The following is a 26,286-nucleotide window of genomic DNA, read 5'->3' on the forward strand; positions in this document are numbered from 1 at the left end:
CTTCCCCTTGGATGGCTTCAACGATCGGTGGACTGGGGTTCCGTGGCCGCACGCGCAATCTGCGCGTTGGGCGCCGCCGCGATCCGACGTTTCGGTCGCGCCGCCGGCTGAGCCGACGGCTCGGGGCCGGCGGCCGCGAGGCGCGCGGCGGCGGCTTCGATGCGCGCGACACGCGCCGCGGTGGCCGGGTCGGACTGCGGGGCGGCGGCCGCGACCGGCGCCGGCGCCTTCGGCGGCTCGGCCGGTACCGGCGGCTGCACGTCGGCGTCTTGCGGCACGCGCGGCGCGGGCAGCGCGGCCGGTGCGACCGGCGCTTCCGATTGCGGTGCCGGAGTGGGCGCGGGCGCCTGGGCCGGCGTCTGCGGGGCGGCGGCCGCGCCGTTCGCGGGTTGCTTCGGCTGCGCGCCTGCCTTGCGCACGCCGCCGCGGCCTTCCATGTTGCCGGTCGCATACACGTCGGCTTCGTTCGGCTTCGAGAAGCTGTCGGTCGGCAGCGCGACATCCGCCGTCTGCAGCGGCTTCACCAGGTGCGGCGTGATCAGGAAGATCAGCTCGGTGCGATCCTGCTGGAACGACGTGCTGCGGAACAGCGCGCCGAGCACCGGCACTTCGCCGACGCCCGGGATCGCCTTCAGCGCGCCGGTCGCGTTGTCCTTGATCAGCCCGCCGATCGCGAACGATTCGCCGTCGCTCATCTGCACCGTCGTCGACGCGCGCCGCGTCGTGATCAGCGGCAGGATCGACGTGCCGCCGATGTTGGTCGCGCTCAGCGTGACGCCCGTCTGCGACAGCTCCGACACTTCCGGCGCGACCTTCAGGCTGATCCGGCCGTTGGCCAGCACCGTCGGCGTGAACTTCAGCGCGACGCCGAATTCCTCTTCCTGCAGCGTGATCGACGACGTGCCGTTGCCGCTGCTCTGCGGGATCGGGATGAAGATCTTGCCGCCCGCGAGGAACGTCGCTTCCTGGCCGCTGATCGTCACGAGGTTCGGCTCCGCGAGGATCTTGACGAGGTTGTCGGTATTCTGCGCGTCGGCCGCGATGCTGAACGGCCTGTTGTTCGCCTTGTTGAACACGGCGCCGCTCGCGACGCCCGCGAGCAGGTTGCTGACCAGCGCGCCGCTCCACGAACCGAACCCGCCCTGGATGTTGAACGCGCTGCCCATCTGGTTGATCAGCGTCTTCGACACCTCGGCCACCTTCACCTCCAGCATCACCTGCTGCGGCGACGTGACGTTCAGCATGTTGAGCACGCCGCCGCCCTGCTTGCCGCCACCCGCGGCATCGCCCGCGCTGTCGCCGTACGCATGGGCGATCTGCACGGCCTGCTGCGCGGCCTGCGAGCTCGACACCGTGCCGGCCAGCACGATCGTGCCGGCCGCGGTCGACACGTGGATGTCTCGCTCGTTCGGCATCAGTTGCAGCAGCGACGCCTGCAGGCCGCCGGCGTCCGCGCCGACCGCGACGTCGATCACGCGACATGCGCCGCTCCTGCCCTGCACGATCATGTTGGTCGTGCCGACCGCGAGCCCGAGGATGTACAGCGTCTGCGGCGACACCATCGTCGCCTGCGCGACGGCCGGATTGCCGATCGTCCGGTTGCGGACCGGCTCGGGCATCGGCACCAGCAGCGACTTGCCGAGCGGCACGGCGACGCTGGTCGATTCGCGCACCGCGCCGACGCAGTTCGGCCCGCGCAGCGGCCCTGCCGACGCGGCTGGCGCGGCGGCCGGCATCGGCGCCATGCTGATCGTCATCTGCATCGGCCCCTTGCCGGCCGCGGCCGGCGCGCTGGCGCCGCCCTTCGTCAGCACCGCCGATTCGACGCCTTCCTGCGCGAGTGCGCCATACACGGTCAGCCATCCCGAACAAAGGATCGCGGCCATCGTCGTGCCCCGTGCGACGCGTGTGCGTAGCGGGCCGGTACCTGTGCGTTGCGGTTTGATCTTCATTTCGTCTGATCCCCCGAGAGACCGGCGCCGTGCCGGTTATCGACTTCCAGGGCCGCCGCGCGTTGCCGGTGGCCGGTTTGTTGGTGTGGCTGATTCGATCTGCTTCAGAAACACTCGACGCTGCCCTTCACGCCGGTCAGCACGCCGACGCAATCGCGCCGCGCTTCCGGCGCCGCATGCGACGCGACGTGCACGCGAACCGGCCGCGCGCGGACGGGCGCGGGCTGCGCTTCGGGTGCGGGCGCCTTGCCGAGCAGCGTCAGCTTGGTCGCGCCGTCCGTGTTCAGCGTCTTCTGGTCGACCTGATTGCGCAGCACGAGCGACAGCGTGCCGACGCTGCGTGCGACGTCGAGCCGTTCGGCCTGCTCGGGCGTGACTTCCAGCGTCACCGCGTTGACCACCTTCGGCGCCGTGTCGTCGCGGCTCACCTGCTGCGCGACGGCGAGCACGAGGATGTGCTCGAGCACGATCTTGGAGATGCTCTGCCCGTCGGTCTTGCCCTGCTGTTCCTGCGTGTTGACGATCACGTCGACGTAGTTGCCCGGCAGCGCGAAGCCGGCGACGCCGACCACGTCGTTCACGCGCACCGTGATCGCGCGGCTGCCATCGGCGATCACCGCGGACAGCCCGCCCTTCGTGCCGACCGGTGCGAGCTTCGATTCGATCACCGGCTCGCCGCGTGCGAGGCTGGTGCGCACGACGCGCCCTTCGAGCGCCTTCGTATCGGTGAACGCGCCGGTCGGCACGCTGCCCGACGGCCAGCTCACCATGTGGATCTGGTTCGGCCCGAGCGGCTCGCCCAGGTTCAGGTCGGTGCTGGCGACCGCAACGGACGTGACCGAGCTCGTGGACGTCTGTACCAGCCAGTGGGACGCGAACACGACCGCGGCAAGACCCGCGATCATCGCGACGACCAGCATCATGAGCGCTCGACTGTTTTTCATGGCAATGCTCCTCGACGAATCGTGAAAGAAACCGCTCAACCGGTGACGAACGTACGGCCTGCGCGCTCGACGGGCGGCGGATGGCTGCCGTCCCGCTCGGGCGCCGCACCGAAGTAACTCGCCCACGCGTCGTACAGCGCGTCGTGCGTCACCTCGGGCGGATCGCCGCGATAACGCGCGCCGGCGGCCACGAGGCGCAGCAGGTCCGCCGGGAAGCACGCGAGAAACGCCTTGCCGGTCGGCAGGTGCAGCCGATGCAGCAGGAAGTCGAACGCATCGCTCGCCGACACGAGCCCGAGCGATGCGCAAGCCGCGTCGTACACCGCGCGGTAGTCGTCGATCGACATCGCGCCGACGTGCAGCTTCGAGCCGAGGCGGCGCATGAATGCGTCGTCGCAGAACTGCTCCGGCGCGAGGTTGCTCGAAAACACCGGCCATACGTCGAACGGCAGCACGAAGCGGTTGCCGGATTCGAGCGTCATGAAATCGTCGCCGCGATCGAGCGGACGCAGCCAGCGATTGAGCAGGTCGCGCGGCTCGACACGCTGGCGGCCGAGATCGTCGACGACGTACATGCCCATGTTCGCCTTCATGTGCGGCGGTGCCTGGTAGAAGCCGGCCGCTTCGTCGCGACGCAGATCGAGCTCGTCGAGCGTCAGCTCGCCGCCGGACATCACGACCGGCCGCCGGCACAGGCGCCAGCGGCGATCGACCGACTGGCCGCCGCTCGCGGTTTCCGCGTCGACATGCACGAGCGGGTCGTAGACCTGGATCACTTCGCCGGCCGCACAGATCGCGTGCGGCACCGGCACGCGGCCGTGCATCAACGCGCCGAGCCGCTCGGCGAGAAAGGTCTTGCCGCTGCCGGCCGGGCCGTAGATCAGCAGCGGCCGGCCCGCGTTCAGCGCGGCGGCGGCCGCATCGAGCACCGCCGTGTCGATCACGACGCCTTCGAACGCCGCCCACACGTCGCTCTGGCCGATGTGCAGCTTGCGCACCGAATGCGCGGCCACGCTCGCGAGATACGCGTCGAGCGTCACCGGCGCGGGCCCGCTGTAGCCGCTGCGCTCCCGTTCCTCGAGCGCGAGCACGCGGCCCGCATCGGTCAGCCGAAACGTCACGTCGAGATCGGTCGCGCCGCGATGGGTCAGCTCGACGAGATGCTCGCGCACCAGGAATGCAAACACCTCGTCGAGCACCGCGAGCGGCAGGCAGTGCCGCTCGACCAGGTCGCCGTACGACGGACGGCCGAGCACCAGCGTCGACTTCAGCACGAGGCCGGCGACGAACGCCATGCTGAGCCCCGTTTCAGCGAGCGAGCGCGGCGCCGACGGCAGCTGCGCGCCCAGCTTCGTATGGACCTCGCGCGACGGCGGCGGATCGGGCAGGCGTGCCACCTGCGCGTCGCGTCTCGGCTCGGTGTGGTTCGTGTTCATGATCGTTGCGTCCTCGTTGCGGATTCGCCGCGCTATGCGCACGACGCGAACAGCATGCCCAGCGTGCCGGCCGCGATCGCCACGCCGTACGGCAGCGTGCCGACCGATGCGATCTCGACGGGGCCGCCGTCGGCCTCGGCACGCGCCGCTTGCGAACGCCGCACGATCAGCGTGCGCACGTTCGCCCACATCCGGCGCGTCCGCCCGCGCAGCAGCGCGTAGGCGACGGCGCCGATCCCGCCGGCCAGGAACGTGGCCAGCACGATGTAAAACGTCATTTCCGCGCCGACCCATGCGCCGATCGCGAGCATCAGCTTCACGTCGCCCGCCGCCATCCCGCGCAACAGGTAGAACGGCAGCAGCAGGCCGAAGCCCGTTGCGGCTCCCCCGAGCCAGCCGAGCACGCCCGCCGGCGCGCCGTGCAACAGGCACTGCGCAATCAGCGCGCCGGCCAGGCCGAGCAACACGAGACGGTTCGGGATGCGACGGGTCGCGATGTCGGTGCCGGCCGCGGCGACCGCGAGCAGCGTCACGCACAACGGAACCGGATAAGGCGGCGCAACGGGAAGCATGGCGAACCTCGCGGGTCGAATCGGTGGATCAGGAAACCATGGACAACGCTGTGGTCACGGCGGTGGCCACGGCAGCCGTCACGGCCGCTGCGATCGCCTCGTACGCGTCGCCGAGCGAGCCCTTCAGCGTGACGACGCTGCCCAGTACCGCGATGGCGAACATCGATGCGAGCAACGCATATTCGATCGACGTCACACCCCGTTCGTCGGCGATCCAGCGACGTGCGACACGCGCGATGGCTTGCATGATGGTCTCCGGTTTCCGGTTGATCGGATGGCCAGGGACGGCTCGAGCGCTGCACCGGCCGAGCCGTCCGCGGCATCGTGCATCAGATGCCTGCCACCGCCGAATCGAGGTCGGCCGCGATCGTGCTGAACACGGTCTTGAGGTCCTTCCCGATGGTCGACAGCGCGAGGATGATGCCGACCGCGATCAGTGCGGCGATCAGGCCGTATTCGATGGCGGTCACGCCGTCTTCGTCGCGAATGAAACGGCCGGCTTGTTGAATGAGCTTGGACATGGTGATCTCCTTGCGTGGTGACTTTCAAAACCCTCGCGCACCGGCTGATCGGACGACCGTGCATCGATACGTCGAGGAATGTCGTTGATGCCGTATGGCGCCGACGAACGATTTGGACGATTCGCGCGAACCGTTCGTCGTACCGCCCGTCAGATGCCTGCTACCGCCGAGTCCAGATCCGCGGCGATCGTGCTGAACACGGTCTTCAGATCCGTACCGATCGTCGTCAATGCGACGACGATGCCGATCGCGATCAGCGCGGCGATCAGGCCGTATTCGATGGCCGTCACGCCGTCCTGATCCCGGACGAACCACGCGATCTTTTCGATGATTCTTGACATGAGCACTCTCCTTTCGGACTGCTATGAAATACCCTTCGTCGGTCATGACTTCGGGGGTGGGCACCACCGGCACTACTCGAAAAATCGGAACCCGACGCTCAGTCGCGGAAACGGGGAGGCACACCCCTGTCCGTGCGAACGGGTATTGGCGAGGCGGAGCATGAGAGACGCGCATCCGGGTCGGCCGGCCGGATGAACCGGGCAGGTCGATCGACCGGAACGGCACGGCGGCCGTTCGACGCATGGAATCCAGTTGAACGGGAGATGAACTCCCGGCAAAGCTGCAATGTGTCTTTGACGCGGCTTGCGATCCGCGCCGTGCTGTGGTCTTTCATTTTTATTCCCCATGTACTGCCATGCCGATTTCTTATTGCCCGGAAGCAATCGGGTCTCGTTGGTCGTTCGACGGCGGTTCCCGCGGTCGATCGATCTGAAGTTGCGTATTCCCCGACGCGCTCCGGATCACTTTTCCGCAGGCGATTCGCGGGCCGGTTCCTCTGCTTGTTGCCTGACCTGCCCGGTCGCCGCATCGTCGACTGCCGTGCCAACGCTTACGCAAAGAGCGGACCATCCCGGGCGAAATCGAGGCGCGGCAAGGGTTCCGGCGATCCGCGCGCCCCCTCGCCGAACGTCCGGCTGCCGAAATGTTTCAACTTTGATATATGCGGTTCGCGCGCATGCGGGCGGCATGAAACCCCGTCGTCGCGCTGCACAAGGATCCAAAAAATTTTCTCGGGATTTTCCCGAACGCGGCGAGTCGCTCGTGCGTCGCGGGTTCGGCGGCATGGCCAGCCGGCAAAAATCGTCGAATGTTTCAGGCCAGAAACACGAATGCCGGCGGCGACGTTTTCTCATACCAGAAATAACCGTTTTCGCCCGAATCGCTGAACACATTCAATGTCGGCCGGCCGTGCGCGGTTTGCATCGAGCGATTTTTTCTTCAACAATGAATTCACCGGACAACGCCGTTTCAGAGCGATCGATCCGCAGAGCACGACAACATCAAACGGCCGCGACAGACCACGCGGCCACACGACAGACGGGGCATCATGTACACAGCCAATCGTGGAACGCGCGATCGCGCAATACGCTGTGCTCAATGGCTGACGGCCGACCGGATCATTCCGTACAGCTGCATCATGCTGATGCTCTTCGCTGCGCTGCTGATCGTCTGGGGCGTCGTGACCGACGGCTTCACGTCGACGGCCACCGCCCGCCCCGGCACCGACTTCTCCGTCTTCTGGACTGCATCGCATCTCGTGTTGCAAGGCCATGCCGCGGCGGCCTACGACACGTCGTCATTTCTGCAGGCCGAGTTCGCGCACTTCGGTGCGTATCTGCAAAACCGGCCGCTTCCCTGGCTCTATCCGCCGACGATGTTGCTGTTCGTCGCGCCGGTTGCCCTCGTGCCTTTCCTGCCCGCTTACTTCCTCTTTTTCGCGGGCAGTCTTTTATGCTACGCGCTCGCCGTCTCGCGTTTGTCGGGGCTGCGCGCGCATCTTCCCGTGCCGCGCGCAGCGACGCTCGTCGTCGTCGCGTATTCGGCGGTGTGCATGTCCGCGCTGTTCGGCCAGAACAGCATCCTGACCGCCGGCCTCGCCGCACTCGCGCTGCATCTGCTCGGCAAGCGCCCGATCGTGGCGGGCGTGCTGATCGGGCTGCTCGCGATCAAGCCGCAACTCGCCGTCGCGTTCCCGTTCGTGCTGATCGCGACGCGTGCGTGGCGCACCTTCGCGGCGGCGGCGCTCAGCGCGGCGCTGTTCGCGGCGGCCGGCGTTGCGCTGGCCGGCCCCGCCGCGCTGCACGGGTTGAGTCACGCATTGTCGACGGTACGCGCGCAGCACTTCATGCTCGCGTCGTACTGGCTCGCGTCGCCGACGCCGTTCGCCGCGTTGCGGCTCGCGGGCGCGCCGGTGGCGGCCGCGCTGGCCGGCCAGGCGGCGGTCGCGCTCGTCGCGCTCGCCGCGGCCGTCGACGTCTGGCGCCGCACGCGCGACATGCGGCTGCGCGGCGCGGTGCTGGCGGTCGCCACGCTGCTGACGACGCCGTACCTGTGGAACTACGAGCTGACGTGGCTCGGCATCGCGCTCTTCTGCCTGATCGCGCACGGCCTCGACGATGGCTGGCTACCCGGCGACCAGGGCATCGTCGTGCTGGCGTGGCTGCTGCCGATCTTCGAAATGCTGAACCGGCTGATGAAGCTGCCGCAAATCGGGCCGGTCGTGCTGCTCGCGGTGCTGTTCGTCGTCGTGCGCCGCACGGCGCTCGCATCCCGGAGCGCATGATGAAAACGCCGTCGTTCGCCCGCCACGCGCACCCGGCAGCCGACGTGCATCCGGAACTCCCGATCGCCGGCCCGCGACGCTATCCGCACTGGCTCAATCGCGATCGCGTGCGCCTCTACGCGGCCGCCGTGCTGCTGACGGAGCTGCTGTTCGTCGTCATTTACCTGGTCCGTTTGCACTTGTCGCACGACGGCGCGCTGCAGCCGCTGTCGCAGGACTTCTCGCCGGTCTGGAGCGCCGCATGGCTCGCCGCGCACGGGCACGGCGCCGACGCGTGGCATTACTCCACGTTGTTCGCGGTCCAGAAGCTCGCGCTCCCGACGATGACGCTCGCGGACGGCACGCTGCCGTGGCTCTATCCGCCGACGATGCTGCTGCTCGTGCTGCCGCTCGGCTGGCTGCCGTACACGCTGGCGCTCGTACTGTGGCTCGGCGTCACGATCGCGCTGTTCGCGGCGGCGATGCACGCGACCGTGCAGCGCGATGCCGCGTGGCTGTGCGCACTGGCGTTCCCCGGCGCGTTCCTCACGGTGATCGTCGGACAGACGAGCCTCTTCACCGCGACGCTCGCCGCCCTCGGCCTGCTCGCGCTGAACCGTCGCCCCATCTGCGCCGGAATCTGCTTCGGGCTGCTGACGATGAAGCCGCAGCTCGCGGTGCTGTTCCCGCTCGCGCTGCTGTGTGCCGGCCAATGGCGCGCACTGGCCGCGTGGGCCGCGACGATCGCCGTCGGCGCCCTGCTCGCGACGATTGCGTTCGGCATCGGCCCGTGGCTCGCGTTCATGCACGTGATCACCCACGTCTACACGCTCGTCGGCACCGGTCATGCGAAGCTCGCGCGCATGCCGACCGCATTCGCGCTCGCGACGCTGGCCGGCTGGCCCGCGCCCGTCGCGCGCGGCCTGCAGTTGCTGTCGGCCGCGGCTGCCGCGATCGCCGTCGTCTACGCGTGGCGCGGCGCCTGTTCGTACGCGCTGCGCGCCGCGACCCTCGCGTGCGCATGCCTGCTCGTCAGCCCCTATCTGTACGACTACGACCTGACGTGGTACGGCATCGTGATCGCGTGGTACGCGCGCTATGCGTGGACGCACGGCTGGCGGCACTTCGATCGCGAATGGCTGATGCTGCTGTGGCCGATGCCGCTCGCGGGCCTCGCGATCGTGCCGCACCTGTCGTTCCAGTTCATGCCGCTCGTGACGCTCGCGTCGCTCGCGCTGCTCGTCGGCCGGATCGCCCGGGAAAGACGCGACGTGCCGTCGATGCCCGATGCGCGCGACACCTCGACCGAGACCGCATTCGCGCACCCGATCCGACCGCACCACCGCTCGGCGCACGGCATGCGCCGCACCGGCCGCCCGATGTTCGGCGCCCACCGGTAAAGCGACATCACAAGGGGAATCATCATGCGGGAATCCATCTACACGCCGCTCGTCTCGCTGGTCGTGCCGTTCTACAACGAAGGCGAAGCCGTCGAGCGTTTCTTCGACGTCGTGATTCCGTTGTTGAGCGCGATCGACGCGATCCGCTTCGAGATCGTCTGCGTGAACGACGGCAGTCGCGACGACACGCTGGAGCGCCTGGTGCGGATCGGCGCCGCCGAGCGGCGCGTGCGCGTCATCGATCTCACCCGCAATTTCGGCAAGGAGGCCGCGCTGACGGCCGGCCTCGACGAAGCCGCCGGCGATGCGGTGATCCCGCTCGACGCCGACCTGCAGGACCCGCCGAGCCTGATTCCGGTGCTGATCGACCACTGGCGCGACGGCGCGGAGGTCGTCGCGGCCAAGCGCAGCAATCGCGCGTGCGATTCGTTCGCGAAGCGCACCGCCGCCGCGATCTACTACCGCGTTCACAACCTGCTGTCTGACGTGAAGCTGCCGGAGAACGTCGGCGATTTCCGGTTGATGGATCGCAAGGTCGTGAACGCGCTGCGCAACCTTCCCGAGCGGCACCGCTTCATGAAAGGGCTGTTCGCGTGGGTCGGCTACAAGACCGTGATCGTCGAGTACCAGCGCGATCCGCGCAGCGCCGGGCACTCGAAATTCTCCGGCTGGAAGCTGTGGAATTTCGCGCTGGAAGGCATCACCAGCTTCAGCACCGTGCCGCTGCGAAGCTGGACCTACATCGGCGTCGGCATCGCGGCGCTCGCGTTCCTGTACGGCACGTTCATCATCCTGCGCACGCTGCTGTTCGGCAATCCGGTGCTTGGCTACGCATCGCTGATCTCGGTCACGCTGTTCATCGGCGGCATCGAACTGATCGGGATCGGCGTCGTCGGCGAATACGTCGGACGGATCTACGACGAATCGAAGCAACGGCCCGTCTACCTGATCCGCCGCCGCTATCAGGCGCACGGCAAGGTGATCGAACTGCCGGTCGCGCGCGACGCCCGCCGCCAGCCGCCCCGCCGGCGCACGCAGCCGGCCAGGGCGCGCATCGGCGCACGCTGACGTGCAAGCGTCATGATCGGCCTGCTCCAGGCCGAGCGCACGCGGCTCGTGCGCTTCGGCGTGTCCGGTCTCTGCTCGACCGCGATCCACACGCTGGTCGCGACGGCGCTGTTCGCGCTGCTCGACGCGACGCCGGTGACCGCGAATGCGGTCGCGTTCCTCTGCGCGACCGCGTTCTCGTATCTGGCGAATACGCTGTGGAGCTTCTCGTCGACGGTGCGCGCCCGCAACGCGCTACGCTTTCTCGCGGTCACGCTCGCCGGCTTCGTCGAAACGATGCTGCTCGCGCGCGCCGCCGAGGCGCTGGGTGCGTCGCGCGCGATGGGCGTCGTCGCGATCGCGCTGCTGATCCCGCCGACGACGTTCGTGCTGCACCGGCTGTGGACGTACCGGTAAGCGGCGCCCGCCGAATACCGACTTCGACGTGATCGAGCGGTGGGCGGCGCCGACAACGGCCATGACGACGGGATGGCGAACCTGCCGTGGCCGATCGCCCGAGCGGCGCCGCATGCCGGATTCAGGTGCGCGGCAACCCCGGCGGATTGGTCTGCGACCGGTCGATCGCCTCGGCGTCCAACCGCCATCGGTCGAGCGCCTTCCGGTAGCTGCCGTTGGCGATCAGCGCATTGATCGCGAGCGTCAGCGGCTCCGCGAGGCCGCTGCCCTTGCGGGTCGTGATCGCGATGTCCGCGGTGCGCGGCCAGCCGCCGCTGACGGTGCCGATCAGCTTCGCATCGCCACGCAGCGACGCCTGGTACGCGAGCATCGAGTTCACGCTGAAGATCGTGTCGACGCGGCCCGACTGCAGCGCGACCCAGCGCTCGGCCGCATCCGCGTAATACTGGATCTCGACCGGCGCGAGACCGCGCGCGACGTTCTGCCGGTTCCATTCGAGCAGGATCTTTTCCTGGTTCGTGCCCGAATCGGTCACGACACGCAGCCCGGCGACATCCTTCGGCTCGCGGATCGCCGCCAGCTTGCTGCCTATCTTCACGTAGAAGCCGAGCTGGTCCTTCCGGTAGGTCGAGAAATCGAATTTCTCCTTGCGCTGCTCGGTGACCGTCACGTTCGAGATCACCGCGTCGACCTTGCCGGACTGCAACGCGAGCGGCCAATCGGCCCACGCGAGCGGCACGATCTTCAGCTTGCGGCCGATACTGTCCGCGATCAGTTGCGCGAGATCGGGATCGAAGCCGACCACCGTGCGCGCGTCGGTCGCATAGGTGCTGAGCGGCGGCAGATTCGGCGCGATGCCGATCGTCAGCGTGTTCGCTTCGGCAAACCGGAAGCCGGCCGGCAGCGCCTGCTCGACCGCCGGGTTCACGGCGCCGCGCTGCCGGGCCGGCTGCTCGGGACTCAGGTCGAACGACGTCGCCTGCGCGGCGACGGCGCTCCCGGCAATCAGCGCGACGGCCAGCACGCGGGCGATGCGCGCAACGGGAAAAGCGGTTCTTCTCATGTCTTGTGGAATCCTGTTTTTATTCGGCGATGCCGGAAACGAGTCGCGCGGGCAGCGAGCCGGCAACGTTCGGCGCCGGTCGCCGCCACACCGGGCCGCTCACGCAGGCGTCGCGTCGAGTTCGACCGCAGCCGCGCGCGGCGGCACCGGTTGCACGACGGGCGACGGCTGCCTCGCCTGCACCGATTCGCCCGCATAGAGCGCCTTCGGGTCGAACACGCGCGCCTGCAGCGGCGTGAACGCGCGGAAATTCCACAGGCTGCGCGCGACGAACACGCGCTGCACCCAGCGGAACGCGCGATCGTTCTCGTCGTACTGCGGATCGAAGCGGTCGCGCGAGTGCAGCGTGAAGTGGTTGTTGATCAGCACCAGCTTGCCAGGCGACACCTGCACGCCGAACGACACTTCGCGCACCGCGCGATACAGGTTGGCCAGCGCTTCCTGCGCGCGCGCATTGACCGCCAGCACCATGTCCGGATAGAACGCGACCGTCACGCGCGGCGCATCGAGCGGCCCCGACAGCACGGCACTCAGGTCGGTGTTGTCGCGCGGCGTCGGCGCCGCGCCGCGCCACCGGTACGGCACGCGAATGATGTAGTGCTCGCCGTAGAGTTGCGTAATATCGTCCGGCGACAGCAGTCGCAGCGCGCGGCGCGCATCGGCGAGCCGCGTGTACGGTCCGCCGCCGGCCTCGCTGCGCACGCCGAGCAGCAGCAGCGCGAATGGCGACGTGTCGCCTTCCGGCATGTGCGCCTGCGCGGCGTTCTCGATATGGAAATCGAGTTCGACCTCGGAGCCGAGGCCCGTATAGTCGCGCGCGGTCGCCTTGTGCGGCGTCAGGTTGTTCACCAGCTCGCGGCCTTCGTGCGCGATCGAGTACGGCTCGCCGGCCAGCGTGCTCAATGCGACCAGCACGTTCTCGCTCAACACGCCGGCCTTGAACGAGCGGCCGGTTTCCTCGAATCGCGGGCTGCCGTTCACGCCGTCGTCGATCGGAAGGTTGTCGATCTCGATCGAGCCGTGTGCGTCCGCAGTCGGCGCCTTCGCCCGATCGAATGCGTCGACGATCCGGTCGGGAAACGCGTTGTAGGCCAGCTTGCGGACCGCGCTGATATAGCCTGCGCCGCCGGCCGGGTCGTAATCCAGCGCGCCGAGCGTCGTGCGGATGTGAGCGGATTCCGCTGCCGTCAGAGCGATGCGTTCATCTGCGAGATAGGTCATAAGTCTCTCGTATAAAGATCTGGTTCGAAGAGCGGCGTGGCATCGCCGCCGCGCTCCGCCGTCCTCGGGGCGAAGCGCTCGACAAGACTAGGAGACCGGCATTGCATTGCGAAATGATATTAATTCGATTGCAAACGAACATTATCGATATAAGTTCAGCAATCCGGCCGGAACCGGTTCACCTCGCTCAAGCCGTCCCTTAACACGAATACTTGTTAAAAAATCGCTGCTTATTATTTGTATTCGCTAACGGGTCGATGCTATTTTTCCGTCGAATTCGACGCCGCGGCCGGCGCCCGACGGGCAGCCGGCTTTCCTCGTCCGCCTTACGGAAACCCGCCCGATGAATCGATACCGCCAGCCGTCCCACACGCCCTATACGCCCTACACACCCCATACGCGTCGGGAGTCGCGATGAGCGATCGTGCCCCGGCGCTCGACCGCGTCGAGCGCGCGCCGATCGCCGCCGCGGATGCGCCCCGCGCGTCGCTGCGCGCCATCTTCCCGACCGTCGCCGCCGCGAGCCTCGGCTTCGCGATCGTCCAGCTCGACGTGACCGTCGTCAACGTCGCGATCCCGAGCCTCGGCCACGCGTTCGGATCGAGCGTCCACGGGCTGCAGTGGATCGTCGATGCCTATACGCTGTCGTTCGCCGCGCTGCTGCTGACGTCCGGCACACTGGCCGACCGCTTCGGCAGCCGCCGATTGTTCGCGTACGGCCTTGCGCTGTTCCTGCTCGCGTCGCTCGGCTGCGCGCTCGCGCCGTCGCTGGCGACGCTGGTTGCCGCGCGGATCGCGCAAGGCATCGGCGCCGCGATGATCCTGCCCACGTCGCTCGCGCTCATCACGCACGCCTGCGCCAGCGATGCCGCCGCACGCGTGAAAGCCGTCGCGTGGTGGAGCGCGACGGGCGGCGCGATCAGCGCGGCCGGGCCGACGCTCGGCGGCCTGCTGATCGATTCGCTCGGCTGGCGCGCGATCTTCTTCATCAACCTGCCGATCTGCGCGCTCGGGCTGTGGCTCACGCTGCGCCACGTGCAGGATTCGGCCGCCGCTCGCACGCGGCTGTTCGATCCGGCCGGCCAGATCGTCGCGGTGCTCGTGCTCGGACTGCTGACAGGCGGCATCATCCAGGCCGGGGCGCACGGGATGGGCGACCCGTATGCGGCCGGCGCGCTGATCGCGTCGGTCGCGCTCGGTGCGTTGTTCGTCGCGATCGAGCGGCGGGCGAGCGCGCCGATGCTGCCGCTCGCGTTCTTCCGGATCGCGCGCGTGCCGGGCGTGCTCGCGATCGGCGCGGTCACGAATGCGGCGTTCTACGGGTTGATCTTCTCGCTCAGCCTCTATTTCCAGAACGCGCGCGGCTTCACGGCAACCGAATCGGGGCTCGCGCTCGCGCCGCTCACGATCATCATGCTCGCCAACATCGCGAGCGCGCGGCTCGCGGTCCGCTACGGATTTCGCGCGACCGTCATCGTCGGCCTCGCCGTATCGCTCGCCGGCTACGTGTGGCTGTGGCGGACGCTCGCCGCGCACGCGCCGTACGCGTTGCTGGCGCCGGGACTTGCGGCGATGGCGATCGGCGGCGGCATCGCGATTCCCGCGCTGACGTCGACGATGCTCGGCAGTGTCGAGGCCGGCCGCTCGGCCACTGCGTCCGCGATCCTCAATACCGCGCGCCAGGTGGGTGCCGCGATCGGCGTCGCGACGCTCGGCGCGCTGGTCGCCGGCCAGGGCGCAGCCATCGCGACCGGCGCGGCGCGCGCGTTCGCCGTGGCGGCCGTGCTCGTCGCGGCCTGTGTCGTGCTGGCGGTGCGCTGGCCCGGCGACCCGGCCGATACCGGTACGCGGGCCTGAGCACGCCGACGCCCCGCATCCTTCACCCGATCCCCCATCCGAGCGAGGAATCCATGCAGCATCGCTTCATCGATACCGTCCTGATCGTCGACGGCGCGTCGACCGCCGCTTACCTGGCCCCCGCGTTTCGCGCATACGGCATCCGTTGCGTGCATGTGATCAGCGACCCCGATCTGCCGGCAATCTACCGAAACCAGTTCGTGCCGTCCGACTACATCCGGCAGGTCCAGCATCGCGGCGACATCGACGCGACGCTCGCGCAACTGAGCGACCTGCGCATCGGCGCGGTACTGCACGGCCTCGACGCGGCGCTCGAGCTGGCCGATACGCTGGCCGAACGGCTCGACGTGCCGTTTCGCAACCCGCTCGCGACCTCCGCCGCGCGACGCGACAAGTTCGCGATGAACGAACGCATTCGTCAGGCCGGACTGCGCGCGCCCGCGCACTTTCACAGCACGTCGGTCGACGAAGCGCTCGACTGGGCGCGCGCCCACGGCACGTTGCCGCTCGTGGTGAAGCCGGCGCGCAGCGCGGGCGTGGCCGGCGTGAAGATCTGCCGGACGCTCGCGCAGGTCGAGGCCGCCGCGCGCGACGTGCTGGCCACCCGTTCGCTGTACAACCAGCCGAACGACGACATCGTGATCCAGAGCTATTCCGAGGGGCAGGAATACATCGTCGACTCGGTGTCGTTCGAGGGCCGCCATCGCGTGGTCAGCCTGTGGGAGGTGCATCGCGACCGCACGCACGCGCCGCGGCTCGACAAGATGCTGGTGCTGAACCACACCGACCCGCGCTACGCCCCGCTGCTCGACTATGCGGCCGATGTGCTCGACGCACTGGACGTGCGCTTCGGGCCGACCCATCTGGAGCTGTTCGATACGGCCGACGGCCCGACGATCGTCGAGCTGAACGCCCGGCTGCACGGCAGCCTCGATCCGCGGCTGACGAGCGCGGTCAGCGGCGAAAATCACGTGTCGGCCGCCGTCGAAGCCGTGCTGCATCCGGAGCGGCTGTTCGGCGACGTCGCCGCGCCGACGGATTTTCGCGGGTACTGCGGGCACGTGCTGTTGCTGTCGTCGCGCAACGGCGTGCTGCGGCAGGATTTCACGTGGCAGGCGATCCAGGCGCTGCCGTCGTTCGTCGGGCTCAAGCAATGGATCAAGGTTGGCGACACGCTGCGCGTGACCACCGATCTGCAGACGGCGCTCGGCACGGTCGGCCTCTACAGCCCGACCTTCGAGCGGCTGCTCGAGGATTGCCGGCGGATTCGCGAAATCGAGGCCGACTTCTTCGCGGACGAAGGCGCGGTCGCGCCGGCCTAGTGCGTGTTCACGCCAGGGCCGCGCAGTCTCGTATCAGCGCGCGAGCAGCGCACCGGCCTGCCGGCCGAGCACCGCGCGCAATGCGTCGAGTTCGGGCAGCGCAGGCGCTTCGTCTGGCGTGACGAGGTAGGTCGTCACGCTGCCGAGATCGTCGAACGCATGCGTGCGCAGCTCCTTGCGCGCCACGTGCTCGGCCGTGATCCGCTTCGGCAGGATCGCGACGCCCATTCCGGCCGCGACGCAGCCGAGGATCGCGCCGAACGTGCCGAACGACGACACCGATTCGATCGCGACGCCGCGCGCCTTCAGCCAGTGCTCCGCGACCGCGCGATACGGGCAGCCGTCGTGAAACGCGAGCAAGCGCACCGTGTTGCCGGCCAACAGTTGCCGGCGCGTGACGGTCGCCGCGCTCGCCAGCACCATGTCTTCCGCGAACGCGGGTTCGTAACGCAGCCCGGGCCGCACGACCGCGCGCGCGGTGAGCGCCGCGTCGATCCGGCCGCGCAACAGCGCGTCGGCCAGGTCCGGCTCGCTGCCGATCTGCACCGCGAGGCCGAGCGCCGGATCGCGTTCCTTCAGCGCGGCGGCCAGCGCCGGCAGCCGCGTGGCGGCCGTGCTTTCCATCGACCCCAGCCGCAAGCCGCGGGCCACCGGCGTTTCGCGCACCACCTGCGTCGCTTCGTCGACGAGACGCAGGATGCGGTCGCAATACGGAATCAGGCGGCGCCCGGCATCGTTCAGCACCAGCCGCTTGCCGTGTCGATCGAACAGCGGCGCGTCGAGCGACTCTTCGAGCTGGCGCAGCCGCGCCGTGACGTTCGATTGCGTGCAGCCGAGCCGTTCGGCCGCGCGCAACGCGCTGCCTTCCTGCACGACGGCCCGGAAAGTTTCGAGGAGCGGGATGTTCATATCACTTTCTCTTGTTACAGATTCAGTTTATATCATTTTACTTCGCTCATCATCCGGATTAGCCTAGGCTGTCCGCTTCCAGGGAATCCGCATGCCATCCGCCGCCCGATTCGGCTTCACTCCGGCTCGCCGCCGCCCCGAGGTTCGCCCGTGCGCGCACTGATCGCCGCGCTGGTGCGGCGCGGCCCGACCGTGCTCGCGTGCGGCGTCGGCCTCGGGCTGCTGGCGCCGCCGCTGGCCGACCTCGCGCGGCCGCTGATGCCCGCGACCGTGTTCCTGTTCGTGCTCGGCACGCTGCTGCGCGTCGAGCCGAGCGCCGTGCGCGCGGTGGCGCGGCGTCCCGCCGTGTCGCTGCTGCTGCCCGCCATGACGATGATCGCGTGCCCGGTCGCGCTCGGCATCGCCGCACGGCTCGCCGGCCTGCCGTACGACTGGGTCGTGGCGCTGGTGATCGCGTACTGCGCGCCGCCGTCGAGCGGCACGTCGACGATCGCGCGCATGCTGTCGCTCGACGCCAGCGTCGCGCTCGTCGCGACCCTCGCGTCGATGGTGTTCGTGCCGCTGACCGCCCCGTTGCTGACGGCCTGGTTCAGCCACGACGCGGCGGTGTCGATCTCGCCGTCGAGCCTCGCGCTGCGGCTCGCGCTGCTGATCGGCAGCGCCGAAGGCGTCGCGTTGCTCGTGCGGCGCTTTGCCGGCGCTCGGCTCGCGCGCCACGCAGCGCCGATCGACGCGATCGTCGTCGCCGCGCTGCTGATATTCGCGCTCGGCACGATGGCCGGCATGCAGCAGTCGATCATCGACGCACCGCACCGCGCACTGACCGCGATCGCCCTCGCATTCGCCGTCAACGCGGGTTTCCAGATCGTCGCGTACGGGCTCACGCCCGGCGACGTCCGCACGCGCCTGAACGTCGCGCTGATCGTCGCCAATCGCAACGTCGGGCTGATGTGGGCTGCGCTCGGGCTGGCCGCGACGCCGACCATGGCGCTCGTGTTCGCGTGCGCGCAGTTGCCGATCTATACGCTGCCGCGCGTCGTCCAGCATCTGCTGCCGCGCCTCGAAGCGCAGCGGCTGCGCAGGCGCGCACGCTAACCGGCTTCCCTCTTCCGCCCTCGATCAAGGATTCGTCATGAAGCGACTCATCGTGATCGGCGCACGCGCCACCGGCAGCAGCGTCGCGCTGGTGCGCGCCGCCCTCGCACGCCAGGCGGCCGTGACCGTCATCACCGCGCCCGGCCATCGTCTCGACGGCGTGTTTCCCGACGGCGTCGAGACGGTCAATCTCGCGCCCGACGCCAGCCAGCTCGCCGGCTGGCTGCGCGCGCGCTTTGCGGGCGAGCTCGACACGCTGCGCGTGACGACCGCGCACGACACCTATGCACGCACCGCCGCATGGGTCGCCGATGCGCTCGGGCTGCCCGGCCCCGATGCACGGCACATCGCGCACGCAGTGTCGAAGTCGAACCAGAAGACATTGCTCGCCACGCACGGGATCCCGGCCGCGCAGTTCGTCGCGGGCACGCTGGCCGCGCCAGCGGCGCTCGTGGCCGCGGCTGCCGCGTTGCGCTTTCCGGTCGTCGTCAAGCCGTCGGAAGGCTCCGCGAGCGACGGCGTGCGCCGCTGCGAGGCCATCGCCGCCGTGCGCGCGCAACTGGACGCGCTCGCCGCCATGCAAGCCGATGCGGCTTCGCTTGCGACCGAACGCGTCGTCATCGAGGAATTCCTGGAGGGCAGCGAATACTGCGTCGAGTATTTCGACGGCCGATACGTCGGCGCGCTGCGCAAGCTGAAGCGGCATGGCGCCGGTTTTCTCGAGCGCGGGTATACGTCCGAACTCGATCTCGACGCCGACACGCTGCATGCGCTGATCGACGTCGGCACGCGCGCGACGGCCGCCGCCGGGCTCACGTGGGGGCCCGTGCATCTCGACTGCATCGTGCACGACGGCGTGCCGCACGTGATCGAACTGAATCCGCGCATCGCGGGCAGCTTCATCTGCGACATCGTGCGCGACGGCTACGGCTTCAACGTGGTCGAAGCGTTGCTCGACAAGCTCGATGGACGGACGGTGACGATTCCCGAGCTGTTCGAGCCGCACGCGTATGCGCGCGCCGAATTCCTGCTCGACAGCGATCCCCGTGCGTGGCGGTTCGCGCAGGCCGGCGAGATCGACGACGGGGCGGTCAGGATCAGCTACGGGCCGCAAGTGCTGCCCGATCGCGAACGGCGTGCATTTCTTTACGTGCGCGTTGCGTTGCCGGCTGCGCATGGTTCGTCGGACGACGCGGGCATTCAATGCAACGGCGACCACGCCTCCGGCAAGCCGATCGTCGACGTCGCCCTTTCGATCTGCTCCGGACCGCCCGTCGGAGGCCAAAGCCCCTCCGCATAGTGTTGCTTTCTCAACGCCATGCGTTCTTCCAGGCTCGAGAATCCCCAAATGTGCGTGATGCGTGGCGGTCCGTCGAGCGCGTACAGGTTGCAAACGAGATGCGACGTATAGGCTTGGGCCGGACCTATCGCACGCTCCCACGCGGCAATGGTCGGCGCAATACCGCCGGCTTTCAGCCAGTAGCGGCGAATCTCGTAGAAGCCGCCCAATACCGCCGGTTCGACGTCGGGTAGAAAAGGAAAAAGCGCATAGCTTTCCATGGCCAACCGAACGGACGTGCTTTCAATTCCGAAAGGTCGCGCGGCGCACAATGCCCGATTGCGTTCATGCTGCAATTCATCCATCGTCTCGAAGCCACGCAGCACGACCACCCGCGACAGCTCGCCAATTTCCGTGCGCCATGCGCCCAGCAGCCGCCCTCGCGCGTCGGCATCCGACACCCAGCGACGCGCACGGCGGGACACCCTGTCCTGGTCCGGAAGCGGACACGACAACGTCGTGAGTTCATACGGCATTTCAGCTCTCCTTTCGTTCGGATATCGCAATCTATTTCCAAACCGGTGGCTGATAAACGCGCGTCACCTTGAAACAGAATCCAGTACCATTGCGCAATGGATCTCCTCAAGGCGATGGCCGTATTCGTCCGTATCGTGGAAACGGGTAGCCTGACGGCAGCGGCGCAAGCGTCCAATCTGTCGCCGACCATGGTCGGCAACTACCTTCAGGCTTTGGAAAGTCGGCTAGGTGCTGTTCTCGTTCACCGCACGACTCGTAAGCAGAAAGTCAGCGCGTTCGGCCACGCTTATTACGAGCGATGCGTCGAAGTCCTCGGCCTGGTCGACGATACGAAACAGCTTGCGCTCGCTCATCTCAAGCAGCCGCGAGGGCGTTTGCGCGTGACCGCGCCTGTCGTGTTTACGAACGAGTGCCTGATTCCCGTGCTCGCCGACTATTACCAACGCTACCCCGAGATCCAGCTCGATATCGTCGCAACCGACTCGCTCGCCGATCTGTTCGACGACGGTTTCGAGGCAGCCATTCGCATCGGCGCGCTCGCCAACCCGGATGTGGTGGCGCGTCCGCTGACGCCATATCGGCTGGTGCTGTGTGCGTCGCCCGCTTACGTTCGCGAACATGGTGCGCCCACCACGCCGCACGCGCTTGCCGAGCATCAATGCCTGACGTATGCGTATCCGCCCCGATCGGAATGGCACGCGGCGCAACCTCGATGGATGCTGGGAGGTCCGGATGGGCCGATGCGCATCGCCGTGGACGGCAGGCTGAAAATCGACAGTGCGGACGCGTTGCGCCGGGCGGCATTGAGAGGACTGGGTATCGCGATGCTTCCGTCCATGTTGATACACGAGGACATTCGCGACGCGCGCCTCGTCGAGATCATGCCGGACTTTGCCGCGCCGGAACGGTCGATGAATCTGCTTTATCTGCAGGAGAGGCGGAAATCGCCGAAGCTTCGTAGCTTTGCTGAATTCGTGGTCGAACGGTTCGGCGCCGAATAGTTGCCCCAATCGCTGTTGCCGCCAAAGAAGAACGAACGGACGTCGATCGTCTTGCCCCAAAACGGGCGCAACTCGGCGTTCGGATCGGGAGTCCGGCCGCTACGGAAAAGAGCCGGCAATCAGCTAACAAAAACCTGTCGACGCAAACACGACTCACAAATCAATGCCGAATTCGAGCCGCGGACCGTAGCGACATCCTCCTCGTCGTGGTAGTTTCTTGCGTGCTCCTCGCCGGAGGAAAACAAGAATTCGAGAGGGCTATCCACATGCTGATTACGCGAGACCGTCCATCCATTTCAATCGGCCGCATGATTCGGGCATACGTCACCGTGGCGGCAATCGTCATGCATGCAACAGTCGCGTATTCCGCCGATTTCTCTCCTGCCGTCACCGTCCTGTCCGACGACAGTGTCTACACCGTGAATCGCGACGGCTCGTCGACCCACGATCAAGCAAGGTCGATCCGCATGGAGACGGAACAGGGCGTCAGATCATATGGTCAGGTTTCCTATCGATATAGCCGCGAGTTGCAGAAATTCGAAGTGATCGAGGCCTACACCACTACGCGCGACGGCGTGCGGATCGACGTTCCGGCCAATGCAATCTTCACGCGTCAAAGTGCGTCGAGCGTCCACGCCCCCAGCTTCGACGACAATCTCGTCAAGACGATCGTCTTTCCCGGCGTCGAGCCAGGCGCCACCGTGACCATGCGCACGCGCGAGACGCAGGTCACGCCGCTGTTCCCCGGGCATTTCTCCGCCGACGTCACGTTTCCGAACAATAAGCCGATCCAGAGTGCCAGCGTCACGATCAACGCGCCCGCCTCGATGGCGCTGCACGCGGATGTCGTCGACATGCAGGGCGGACGGGTTGCCGCCGACGTCGATGGCCGGCAAACCTGGCACTGGACGATCAAGGATGCGCGTGCGCAGCCACTCGAAGCGAATGCGCCGAGTATCGACGATCGCAGCCCGCGGCTCTCGGTCACGACGTTTCCGGACTACGCAGCGCTCGGACAGGTATACGCCGCCCGTGCGCAGGCACAGGCGACCGTTACGCCCGACGTACAAGCGCTGGCCGATCTCGTCACGAACGGAATCGTCGACCGCCGCGATCAAGCAGATGCCCTCTATCGATGGGTGAGCCGAAACATCCGTTATGTCGCCGTGTTCCTCGGTTTCGGCGGAGTCGTTCCGCACACCGCACAAGACGTCTTGCAGGCGCGCTACGGCGACTGCAAGGACCATACGACGCTGCTGCAGGCGCTGCTGGCAGCAAAAGGTATCCCGAGCGGCACGGTACTCGTGAATGCGGACAGTCGCTATTGGCTGCCTTCGGTGGCGAGCCCGCTGGCCGTATTCAATCACGCGATCACCTACATTCCCGAATTCGACGTCTACCTTGACTCGACGGCGGGTACGGCCCGATTCGGCACGCTACCTTTCAACGAGGAAGGAAAGCAGGCGTTGCTGACGGGCATCGGCAACGCACCGTCTCGCTTGATCGTCCTTCCCGTTGCACGCGCCGACGCCGACACGGTGACGGTCACCACGCGCACCACGCTCGACCAATTCGGCACCGTTCGTGGCAACAGCAAAATCGAGAACCGAGGCGAATACGACTGGATCGCCCGCTCCCTGTTCGCCCGGTTGCCGGCAGGTTCCGAACCGGTGTTTGCGCAGGCATTCCTTACCGCGAACGGATCGGAAGGTACCGGCCGCTACCATCATGGCGACATCGGCGATCTCCGAACCGCGTTTTCGTTTTCCAGCGTATTCGAACTGACGGACTACACCCCTCTCCCCGGCCCCGGCGCGATGCGTGTCCCAAGAGGACTGGGCGGCTTCGACACGATCGCCAGTGCCTTTGACTGGGCGGGATCGATCAAACGCAACACCCCATTCCTGTTCAAAGCCGGGCGCTTCAGCGAAATCACAAAACTAGAGTTGCCGACCTCGATGAAGGTGTTGAGCCTTCCGAAGCCCGTCACGGTAACTTCGCCTTTCGGCACTTATACGTCGTCCTATGCAATGGAAGGCAACACCATCAGCGTGATCCGGACGCTCGAGCTGAATTCGCCGCGGCCGTATCTGCAGCCGGACGAGTACCCCGAATTCCGAAGCATGGCCAGGTCGATCAAGCACGACCTCGCCGCGCAGATCGTCTATCGATGATCGGCTTTCGGGCGCGGCCGAATCGGAAACGCCCGAAAGCCGCGGCCCCCCGGCCGCCATCGCGAACGCCGAAGCCTCACGTCAATGCGAAGCACCGAACAATCGAATCACGACCCCGCGCAGCCACCGGTTGCCGGCCTCGTGGTGATAGCGCGCGTGCCAATGCTGCCGCACCGCAAACCCGTCGACCGGGATCGGGCATGCATGAACCGCCAGATCGCTGGCCTGAGCCAGCGTCTCGCCGATATGACGCGGTAGCGTCGTGATCAGGTCGGTCGTCTGCACGATCGCCCCCAAGCCCAGAAAACCCGGCAATTCCAGCACCACGTCTCGCTCGATGCGCGCCTGCCGCAGCGCCTGTTCGAGGAGTTGCGCGCCGGTTCCGGCCGTAATCGCGACATGCCCTTCCGAACGATACTGCTTCGCCCCGAGCCGGCCGCGAATCCTCGGGTGATGTCGATTCACCAGACAAATCCAGTCCTGGTCATACAGCTTCTGCTGATAAATGCCACCGCCGAGCCACGGCACGTAGCCGATCGCGAGATCGGCTTCGCCCGATTCGAGCGCCCGCTCCGTATTGCCGTCGATCCGTGCGGCTTCCAGCCGGACGCCGGGCGCCTGCGCGCGAACATGGGCCAGCAGCCGCGGCAGCAGCGTGACGTGGCTCGCATCGGTCATGCAGATACGAAAGCGTCGCTGGGCGGTCGCGGGATCGATCGGCTGGCCGTGCCGTTCGACTGAACGTCGGGATCGTTGCGCGGCCAGCCGGCGATCGACGCGGCGGCGTGTTCCGCGCCGCAGTGGCCAGGCATTGTTTCCGCTGGCCACTGCGGTGCGCGCCCACCGAATTCGATCAGACCGTACGCGACACGAGTTCGCCCAGCACCGTGTCCAGCGTGACGTGGCCGCGCAAGATTTCGTCAGGATCGCTTGCGAAATTGATCCAGCCTTCGTTGAAGCCGTCCAGCATGCGCATGCGCGGCAGCGGATGCTTCATGCCCTGCGCGCGAAACAGCGCGTCCCACGTTCGCCTGTCGACAGCTTCCGCGCGCACATCCCGGCCCAAAACGCGAGCGAAGGCCAGCGCGAGATCGTCGGGGCTCACCCGGCGCGGGCCTTCGAGCTCGACGACACGCACACCGCGCCACGTCTGCTGCAGCAGTTCCGCCGCAACACGGCCCACGTCCGCGGTGGCGACCATCGGCACGGGCTTGTCGAGCGGCTGCAGGTAACTGGCGACGACGCCATCGTCGCGCGCGGACGCGACATCCCATGCGGCGTTCTCCATGAACCAGCTGGGCCGCAGGAACGTCACCGGCATCGGCATCTCGCGCAGCGCCTGCTCCATCAGCGTGAGTTGCGTGAGCAGATTGGTTTCGTGGGCCTGCGCGCCGATCGTCGACAGGCAAACGACCTTTTCCGGACGCGCCGTCAGAAGCGCGGCGAATACGGCTTCGATCACCTTCCGCGCCTCGGGAAACCCGGGCGCCGGATCGAACACCGGCGGCAGCAGGATGAAAACGCCCGACGCGCCGGCGAACGCGGCGGCAAGCGACGAAGGGTCTTCCATGACCGCGGTCGCCATCTCGCACCCGCGCTCCGCCCATGCCCTTGCCCGCGTCGTGTCGCGTACGACCGCGCGCACCGGCCGCCCCGCGGCCAGCAGCTCGCGAGCCAGTGCGCCGCCGACCTGGCCGGTGATTCCCGTGATTGCATACATTGCTCATTCTCCATGTGTGAATACGTGGGTCGCATTCTGGACAAACGCCGAGCGAAACAAAACGACATGGATGGCATCAGATAAGTGACAACGCGTCATCAATTCGGCATGATCGACACGGACGCCCGGCGGCACCGCACCGCGCAGCGTTCGCGCGTCGGCCTTCCGTGGGCCGCTCGCCATCCGCTCCCCGTATTCACTCGAACGACGATGAGATCCAGTAGCGAAAAACTGTCCGGCAGCATCAGCGTGTTCGCCGCCGTGGTCGACGCCGGGACATTCGCGGCTGCCGCCGACGTGATCGGCATGACGCCGCCGGGCGTCAGTCGAGCGATTGCCCGGCTGGAAAGAAGGCTGAACATCCGGCTGTTCAACCGAACGACGCGATCCGTGTCGCTCACCGAAGAGGGTCGCCGCTTTTACGAGCAGGTCATGCCCCATCTCGCCGGGCTGGAGGAAGCCGCCGCGGCGGCCGCCGGCGGCGCCTCCACCGTGCGCGGAAAGCTGCGAATCAATCTGGATCCCGTCGTCTACCGGGCCATTCTCGGGCCACGGCTCGATGCATTCATGGACGCACATCCCGAGCTCGAAATCGAGCTCATCGCGCGAGACAGCCTGGGCGACCTCGTCACGGACGGCTTCGACCTCGCCGTGCGATTCGGCGAACCGCGGGCCTCCAGCCTGATCGCGAGAAAGCTGCTCGATACCGGCGTCGTGACGGTCGCGGCGCCCTCGTACATCGCGCGCCGGGGACGGCCGGCAAAACCCCAGGACCTCGAGGACGGGAGCCACCGCTGCCTGGAGTTTCGCAACCCCGAGACAGGCAAGCCTTTCGCGTGGGAATTCCATCGCAAGCGCAAACGCATCGTGGTCGACACCCGCGGACGCCTCACGGTCAACGATCCGGGCGCGCTGCTCAACGCGTGCCTCGCCGGTTCCGGAATCGCGCAGATGCTGCTGCTCGGCGCCGAGCCGCTGATCGCCGACGGCCGATTGATCAATCTCTTTCCCGAATGGGCCGACGAGCGGTATCCGTTGTACGCGTACTACCCATCCCGGCATCACGTGCCGGCAAAGACTCGCGCGTTCCTGGATTTCATGATCGAACTGACGGGCGTTCACGCGGGCGTCGCCACGCGCTAGTGCGATTCCGGTGGAGCGCACGGAACCTCGCCTCGGCATTCCCTGCGTACGACAGCGCCGCCGCCGACGCA

At 67.4% G+C, this 26,286-nt stretch carries 23 protein-coding genes and 1 pseudogene; 11 read left to right on the forward strand and 13 right to left on the reverse strand.

All coding sequences use genetic code 11. From position 1 onward, the window contains the following. Window positions 1-17: 17 nt before the first annotated feature. The 7 genes from WS89_RS22660 to WS89_RS22690 form a co-directional block, all read right to left on the reverse strand. A complete protein-coding gene (locus tag WS89_RS22660; protein ID WP_059793637.1) occupies window positions 18-1,952 on the reverse strand; it encodes a type II and III secretion system protein family protein in 1,935 nt (644 codons plus the stop codon). A gap of 104 nt (window positions 1,953-2,056) precedes the next feature. Then, window positions 2,057-2,896 carry a Flp pilus assembly protein CpaB gene (gene cpaB / locus WS89_RS22665; protein WP_034209045.1) on the reverse strand — a complete coding sequence of 280 codons (840 nt, stop codon included), beginning with the start codon at window positions 2,894-2,896 and terminating at the stop codon, window positions 2,057-2,059. Between the two features lie 35 nt (window positions 2,897-2,931). Beyond that, window positions 2,932-4,332, reverse strand: coding sequence for an ATP-binding protein (locus WS89_RS22670; RefSeq protein WP_059500027.1), 1,401 nt, complete (start codon window positions 4,330-4,332; stop codon window positions 2,932-2,934). Window positions 4,333-4,364: 32 nt separating this feature from the next. Next, window positions 4,365-4,904, reverse strand: a complete 540-nt coding sequence (locus WS89_RS22675) for an A24 family peptidase (RefSeq protein WP_059793639.1) — start codon at window positions 4,902-4,904, stop codon at window positions 4,365-4,367. Between the two features lie 28 nt (window positions 4,905-4,932). Further along, window positions 4,933-5,151, reverse strand: coding sequence for a Flp family type IVb pilin (locus WS89_RS22680; RefSeq protein ID WP_059500029.1), 219 nt, complete (start codon window positions 5,149-5,151; stop codon window positions 4,933-4,935). Between the two features lie 82 nt (window positions 5,152-5,233). Then, window positions 5,234-5,425, reverse strand: a complete 192-nt coding sequence (locus WS89_RS22685; protein WP_059500030.1) for a Flp family type IVb pilin — start codon at window positions 5,423-5,425, stop codon at window positions 5,234-5,236. 149 nt (window positions 5,426-5,574) lie between these two features. Continuing rightward, complete coding sequence (locus WS89_RS22690; protein ID WP_059500031.1) at window positions 5,575-5,766, reverse strand: Flp family type IVb pilin; 192 nt, start codon at window positions 5,764-5,766, stop codon at window positions 5,575-5,577. A gap of 1,049 nt (window positions 5,767-6,815) precedes the next feature. On the opposite strand from WS89_RS22690, the gene WS89_RS22695 reads away from it, so the two are divergent. Genes WS89_RS22695 through WS89_RS22710 form a run of 4 tightly spaced genes read left to right on the forward strand, consistent with a single transcriptional unit; the run spans window position 6,816 to window position 10,894 of the window. Next, window positions 6,816-8,051 carry a glycosyltransferase family 87 protein gene (locus WS89_RS22695; protein ID WP_059793641.1) on the forward strand — a complete coding sequence of 412 codons (1,236 nt, stop codon included), beginning with the start codon at window positions 6,816-6,818 and terminating at the stop codon, window positions 8,049-8,051. After that, window positions 8,051-9,430: a glycosyltransferase family 87 protein gene (locus WS89_RS22700; RefSeq protein ID WP_059793695.1), complete on the forward strand. Its 1,380-nt coding sequence runs from the start codon at window positions 8,051-8,053 to the stop codon at window positions 9,428-9,430. Before WS89_RS22695 ends, WS89_RS22700 begins: the two co-directional genes overlap by 1 nt. A gap of 24 nt (window positions 9,431-9,454) precedes the next feature. Further along, window positions 9,455-10,498, forward strand: a complete 1,044-nt coding sequence (locus tag WS89_RS22705; RefSeq protein WP_059500033.1) for a glycosyltransferase family 2 protein — start codon at window positions 9,455-9,457, stop codon at window positions 10,496-10,498. Between the two features lie 12 nt (window positions 10,499-10,510). After that, window positions 10,511-10,894, forward strand: coding sequence for a GtrA family protein (locus WS89_RS22710; RefSeq protein ID WP_059793642.1), 384 nt, complete (start codon window positions 10,511-10,513; stop codon window positions 10,892-10,894). Between the two features lie 121 nt (window positions 10,895-11,015). On the opposite strand, the gene WS89_RS22715 is transcribed toward WS89_RS22710, so the two are convergent. Further along, window positions 11,016-11,957, reverse strand: a complete 942-nt coding sequence (locus WS89_RS22715) for an ABC transporter substrate-binding protein (protein ID WP_059500035.1) — start codon at window positions 11,955-11,957, stop codon at window positions 11,016-11,018. 99 nt (window positions 11,958-12,056) lie between these two features. Beyond that, a complete protein-coding gene (locus tag WS89_RS22720; RefSeq protein ID WP_059793644.1) occupies window positions 12,057-13,178 on the reverse strand; it encodes a TauD/TfdA family dioxygenase in 1,122 nt (373 codons plus the stop codon). A gap of 414 nt (window positions 13,179-13,592) precedes the next feature. Here WS89_RS22720 and WS89_RS22725 point away from each other — a divergent pair, with 414 nt between their 5' ends. After that, complete coding sequence (locus tag WS89_RS22725) at window positions 13,593-15,035, forward strand: MFS transporter (protein ID WP_059793646.1); 1,443 nt, start codon at window positions 13,593-13,595, stop codon at window positions 15,033-15,035. Between the two features lie 53 nt (window positions 15,036-15,088). After that, complete coding sequence (locus WS89_RS22730) at window positions 15,089-16,357, forward strand: ATP-grasp domain-containing protein (protein ID WP_059793648.1); 1,269 nt, start codon at window positions 15,089-15,091, stop codon at window positions 16,355-16,357. A 33-nt stretch (window positions 16,358-16,390) separates the two neighbouring features. On the opposite strand, the gene WS89_RS22735 is transcribed toward WS89_RS22730, so the two are convergent. Beyond that, window positions 16,391-17,266 (reverse strand): LysR family transcriptional regulator, encoded by an 876-nt coding sequence (locus tag WS89_RS22735; RefSeq protein ID WP_059793650.1) that lies wholly within the window; start codon window positions 17,264-17,266, stop codon window positions 16,391-16,393. 150 nt (window positions 17,267-17,416) lie between these two features. Here WS89_RS22735 and WS89_RS22740 point away from each other — a divergent pair, with 150 nt between their 5' ends. Together WS89_RS22740 and WS89_RS22745 are read left to right on the forward strand one after the other, a co-directional pair. Continuing rightward, on the forward strand, window positions 17,417-18,361 hold the full coding sequence (locus tag WS89_RS22740) for a hypothetical protein (protein WP_059793652.1): 945 nt from the start codon (window positions 17,417-17,419) through the stop codon (window positions 18,359-18,361). 37 nt (window positions 18,362-18,398) lie between these two features. Continuing rightward, a complete protein-coding gene (locus tag WS89_RS22745) occupies window positions 18,399-19,661 on the forward strand; it encodes an ATP-grasp domain-containing protein (RefSeq protein WP_257128203.1) in 1,263 nt (420 codons plus the stop codon). On the opposite strand, the gene WS89_RS32990 is transcribed toward WS89_RS22745, so the two are convergent. Then, window positions 19,562-20,176: an NIPSNAP family protein gene (locus WS89_RS32990; RefSeq protein WP_082741941.1), complete on the reverse strand. Its 615-nt coding sequence runs from the start codon at window positions 20,174-20,176 to the stop codon at window positions 19,562-19,564. The two genes, WS89_RS22745 and WS89_RS32990, sit on opposite strands and share 100 nt — an antisense overlap. Before the next feature lie 96 nt (window positions 20,177-20,272). On the opposite strand from WS89_RS32990, the gene WS89_RS22750 reads away from it, so the two are divergent. Then, entirely contained in the window at window positions 20,273-21,178 is a 906-nt protein-coding gene (locus tag WS89_RS22750) for a LysR family transcriptional regulator (protein ID WP_059793654.1), read from the forward strand. Between the two features lie 266 nt (window positions 21,179-21,444). Next, the gene (locus WS89_RS22755; protein ID WP_082741943.1) at window positions 21,445-23,352 is read left to right on the forward strand and encodes a DUF3857 domain-containing protein; all 1,908 of its coding nucleotides are present in this window, start codon (window positions 21,445-21,447) and stop codon (window positions 23,350-23,352) included. 81 nt (window positions 23,353-23,433) lie between these two features. On the opposite strand, the pseudogene WS89_RS22760 reads toward WS89_RS22755, so the two are convergent. Together WS89_RS22760 and WS89_RS22765 are read right to left on the reverse strand one after the other, a co-directional pair. After that, window positions 23,434-24,066, reverse strand: a pseudogene (locus WS89_RS22760) (LysR substrate-binding domain-containing protein); the annotation flags it as partial. 139 nt (window positions 24,067-24,205) lie between these two features. Next, window positions 24,206-25,072, reverse strand: a complete 867-nt coding sequence (locus WS89_RS22765; protein WP_059793658.1) for an NmrA family NAD(P)-binding protein — start codon at window positions 25,070-25,072, stop codon at window positions 24,206-24,208. 210 nt (window positions 25,073-25,282) lie between these two features. Between WS89_RS22765 and WS89_RS22770 the strand changes: the two genes are divergently transcribed. Continuing rightward, window positions 25,283-26,215, forward strand: a complete 933-nt coding sequence (locus WS89_RS22770; RefSeq protein ID WP_059793696.1) for a LysR family transcriptional regulator — start codon at window positions 25,283-25,285, stop codon at window positions 26,213-26,215. Window positions 26,216-26,286: the final 71 nt, after the last annotated feature.

The sequence above is a fragment of the Burkholderia sp. MSMB1072 genome (assembly GCF_001524725.1).
GTDB lineage: Bacteria > Pseudomonadota > Gammaproteobacteria > Burkholderiales > Burkholderiaceae > Burkholderia.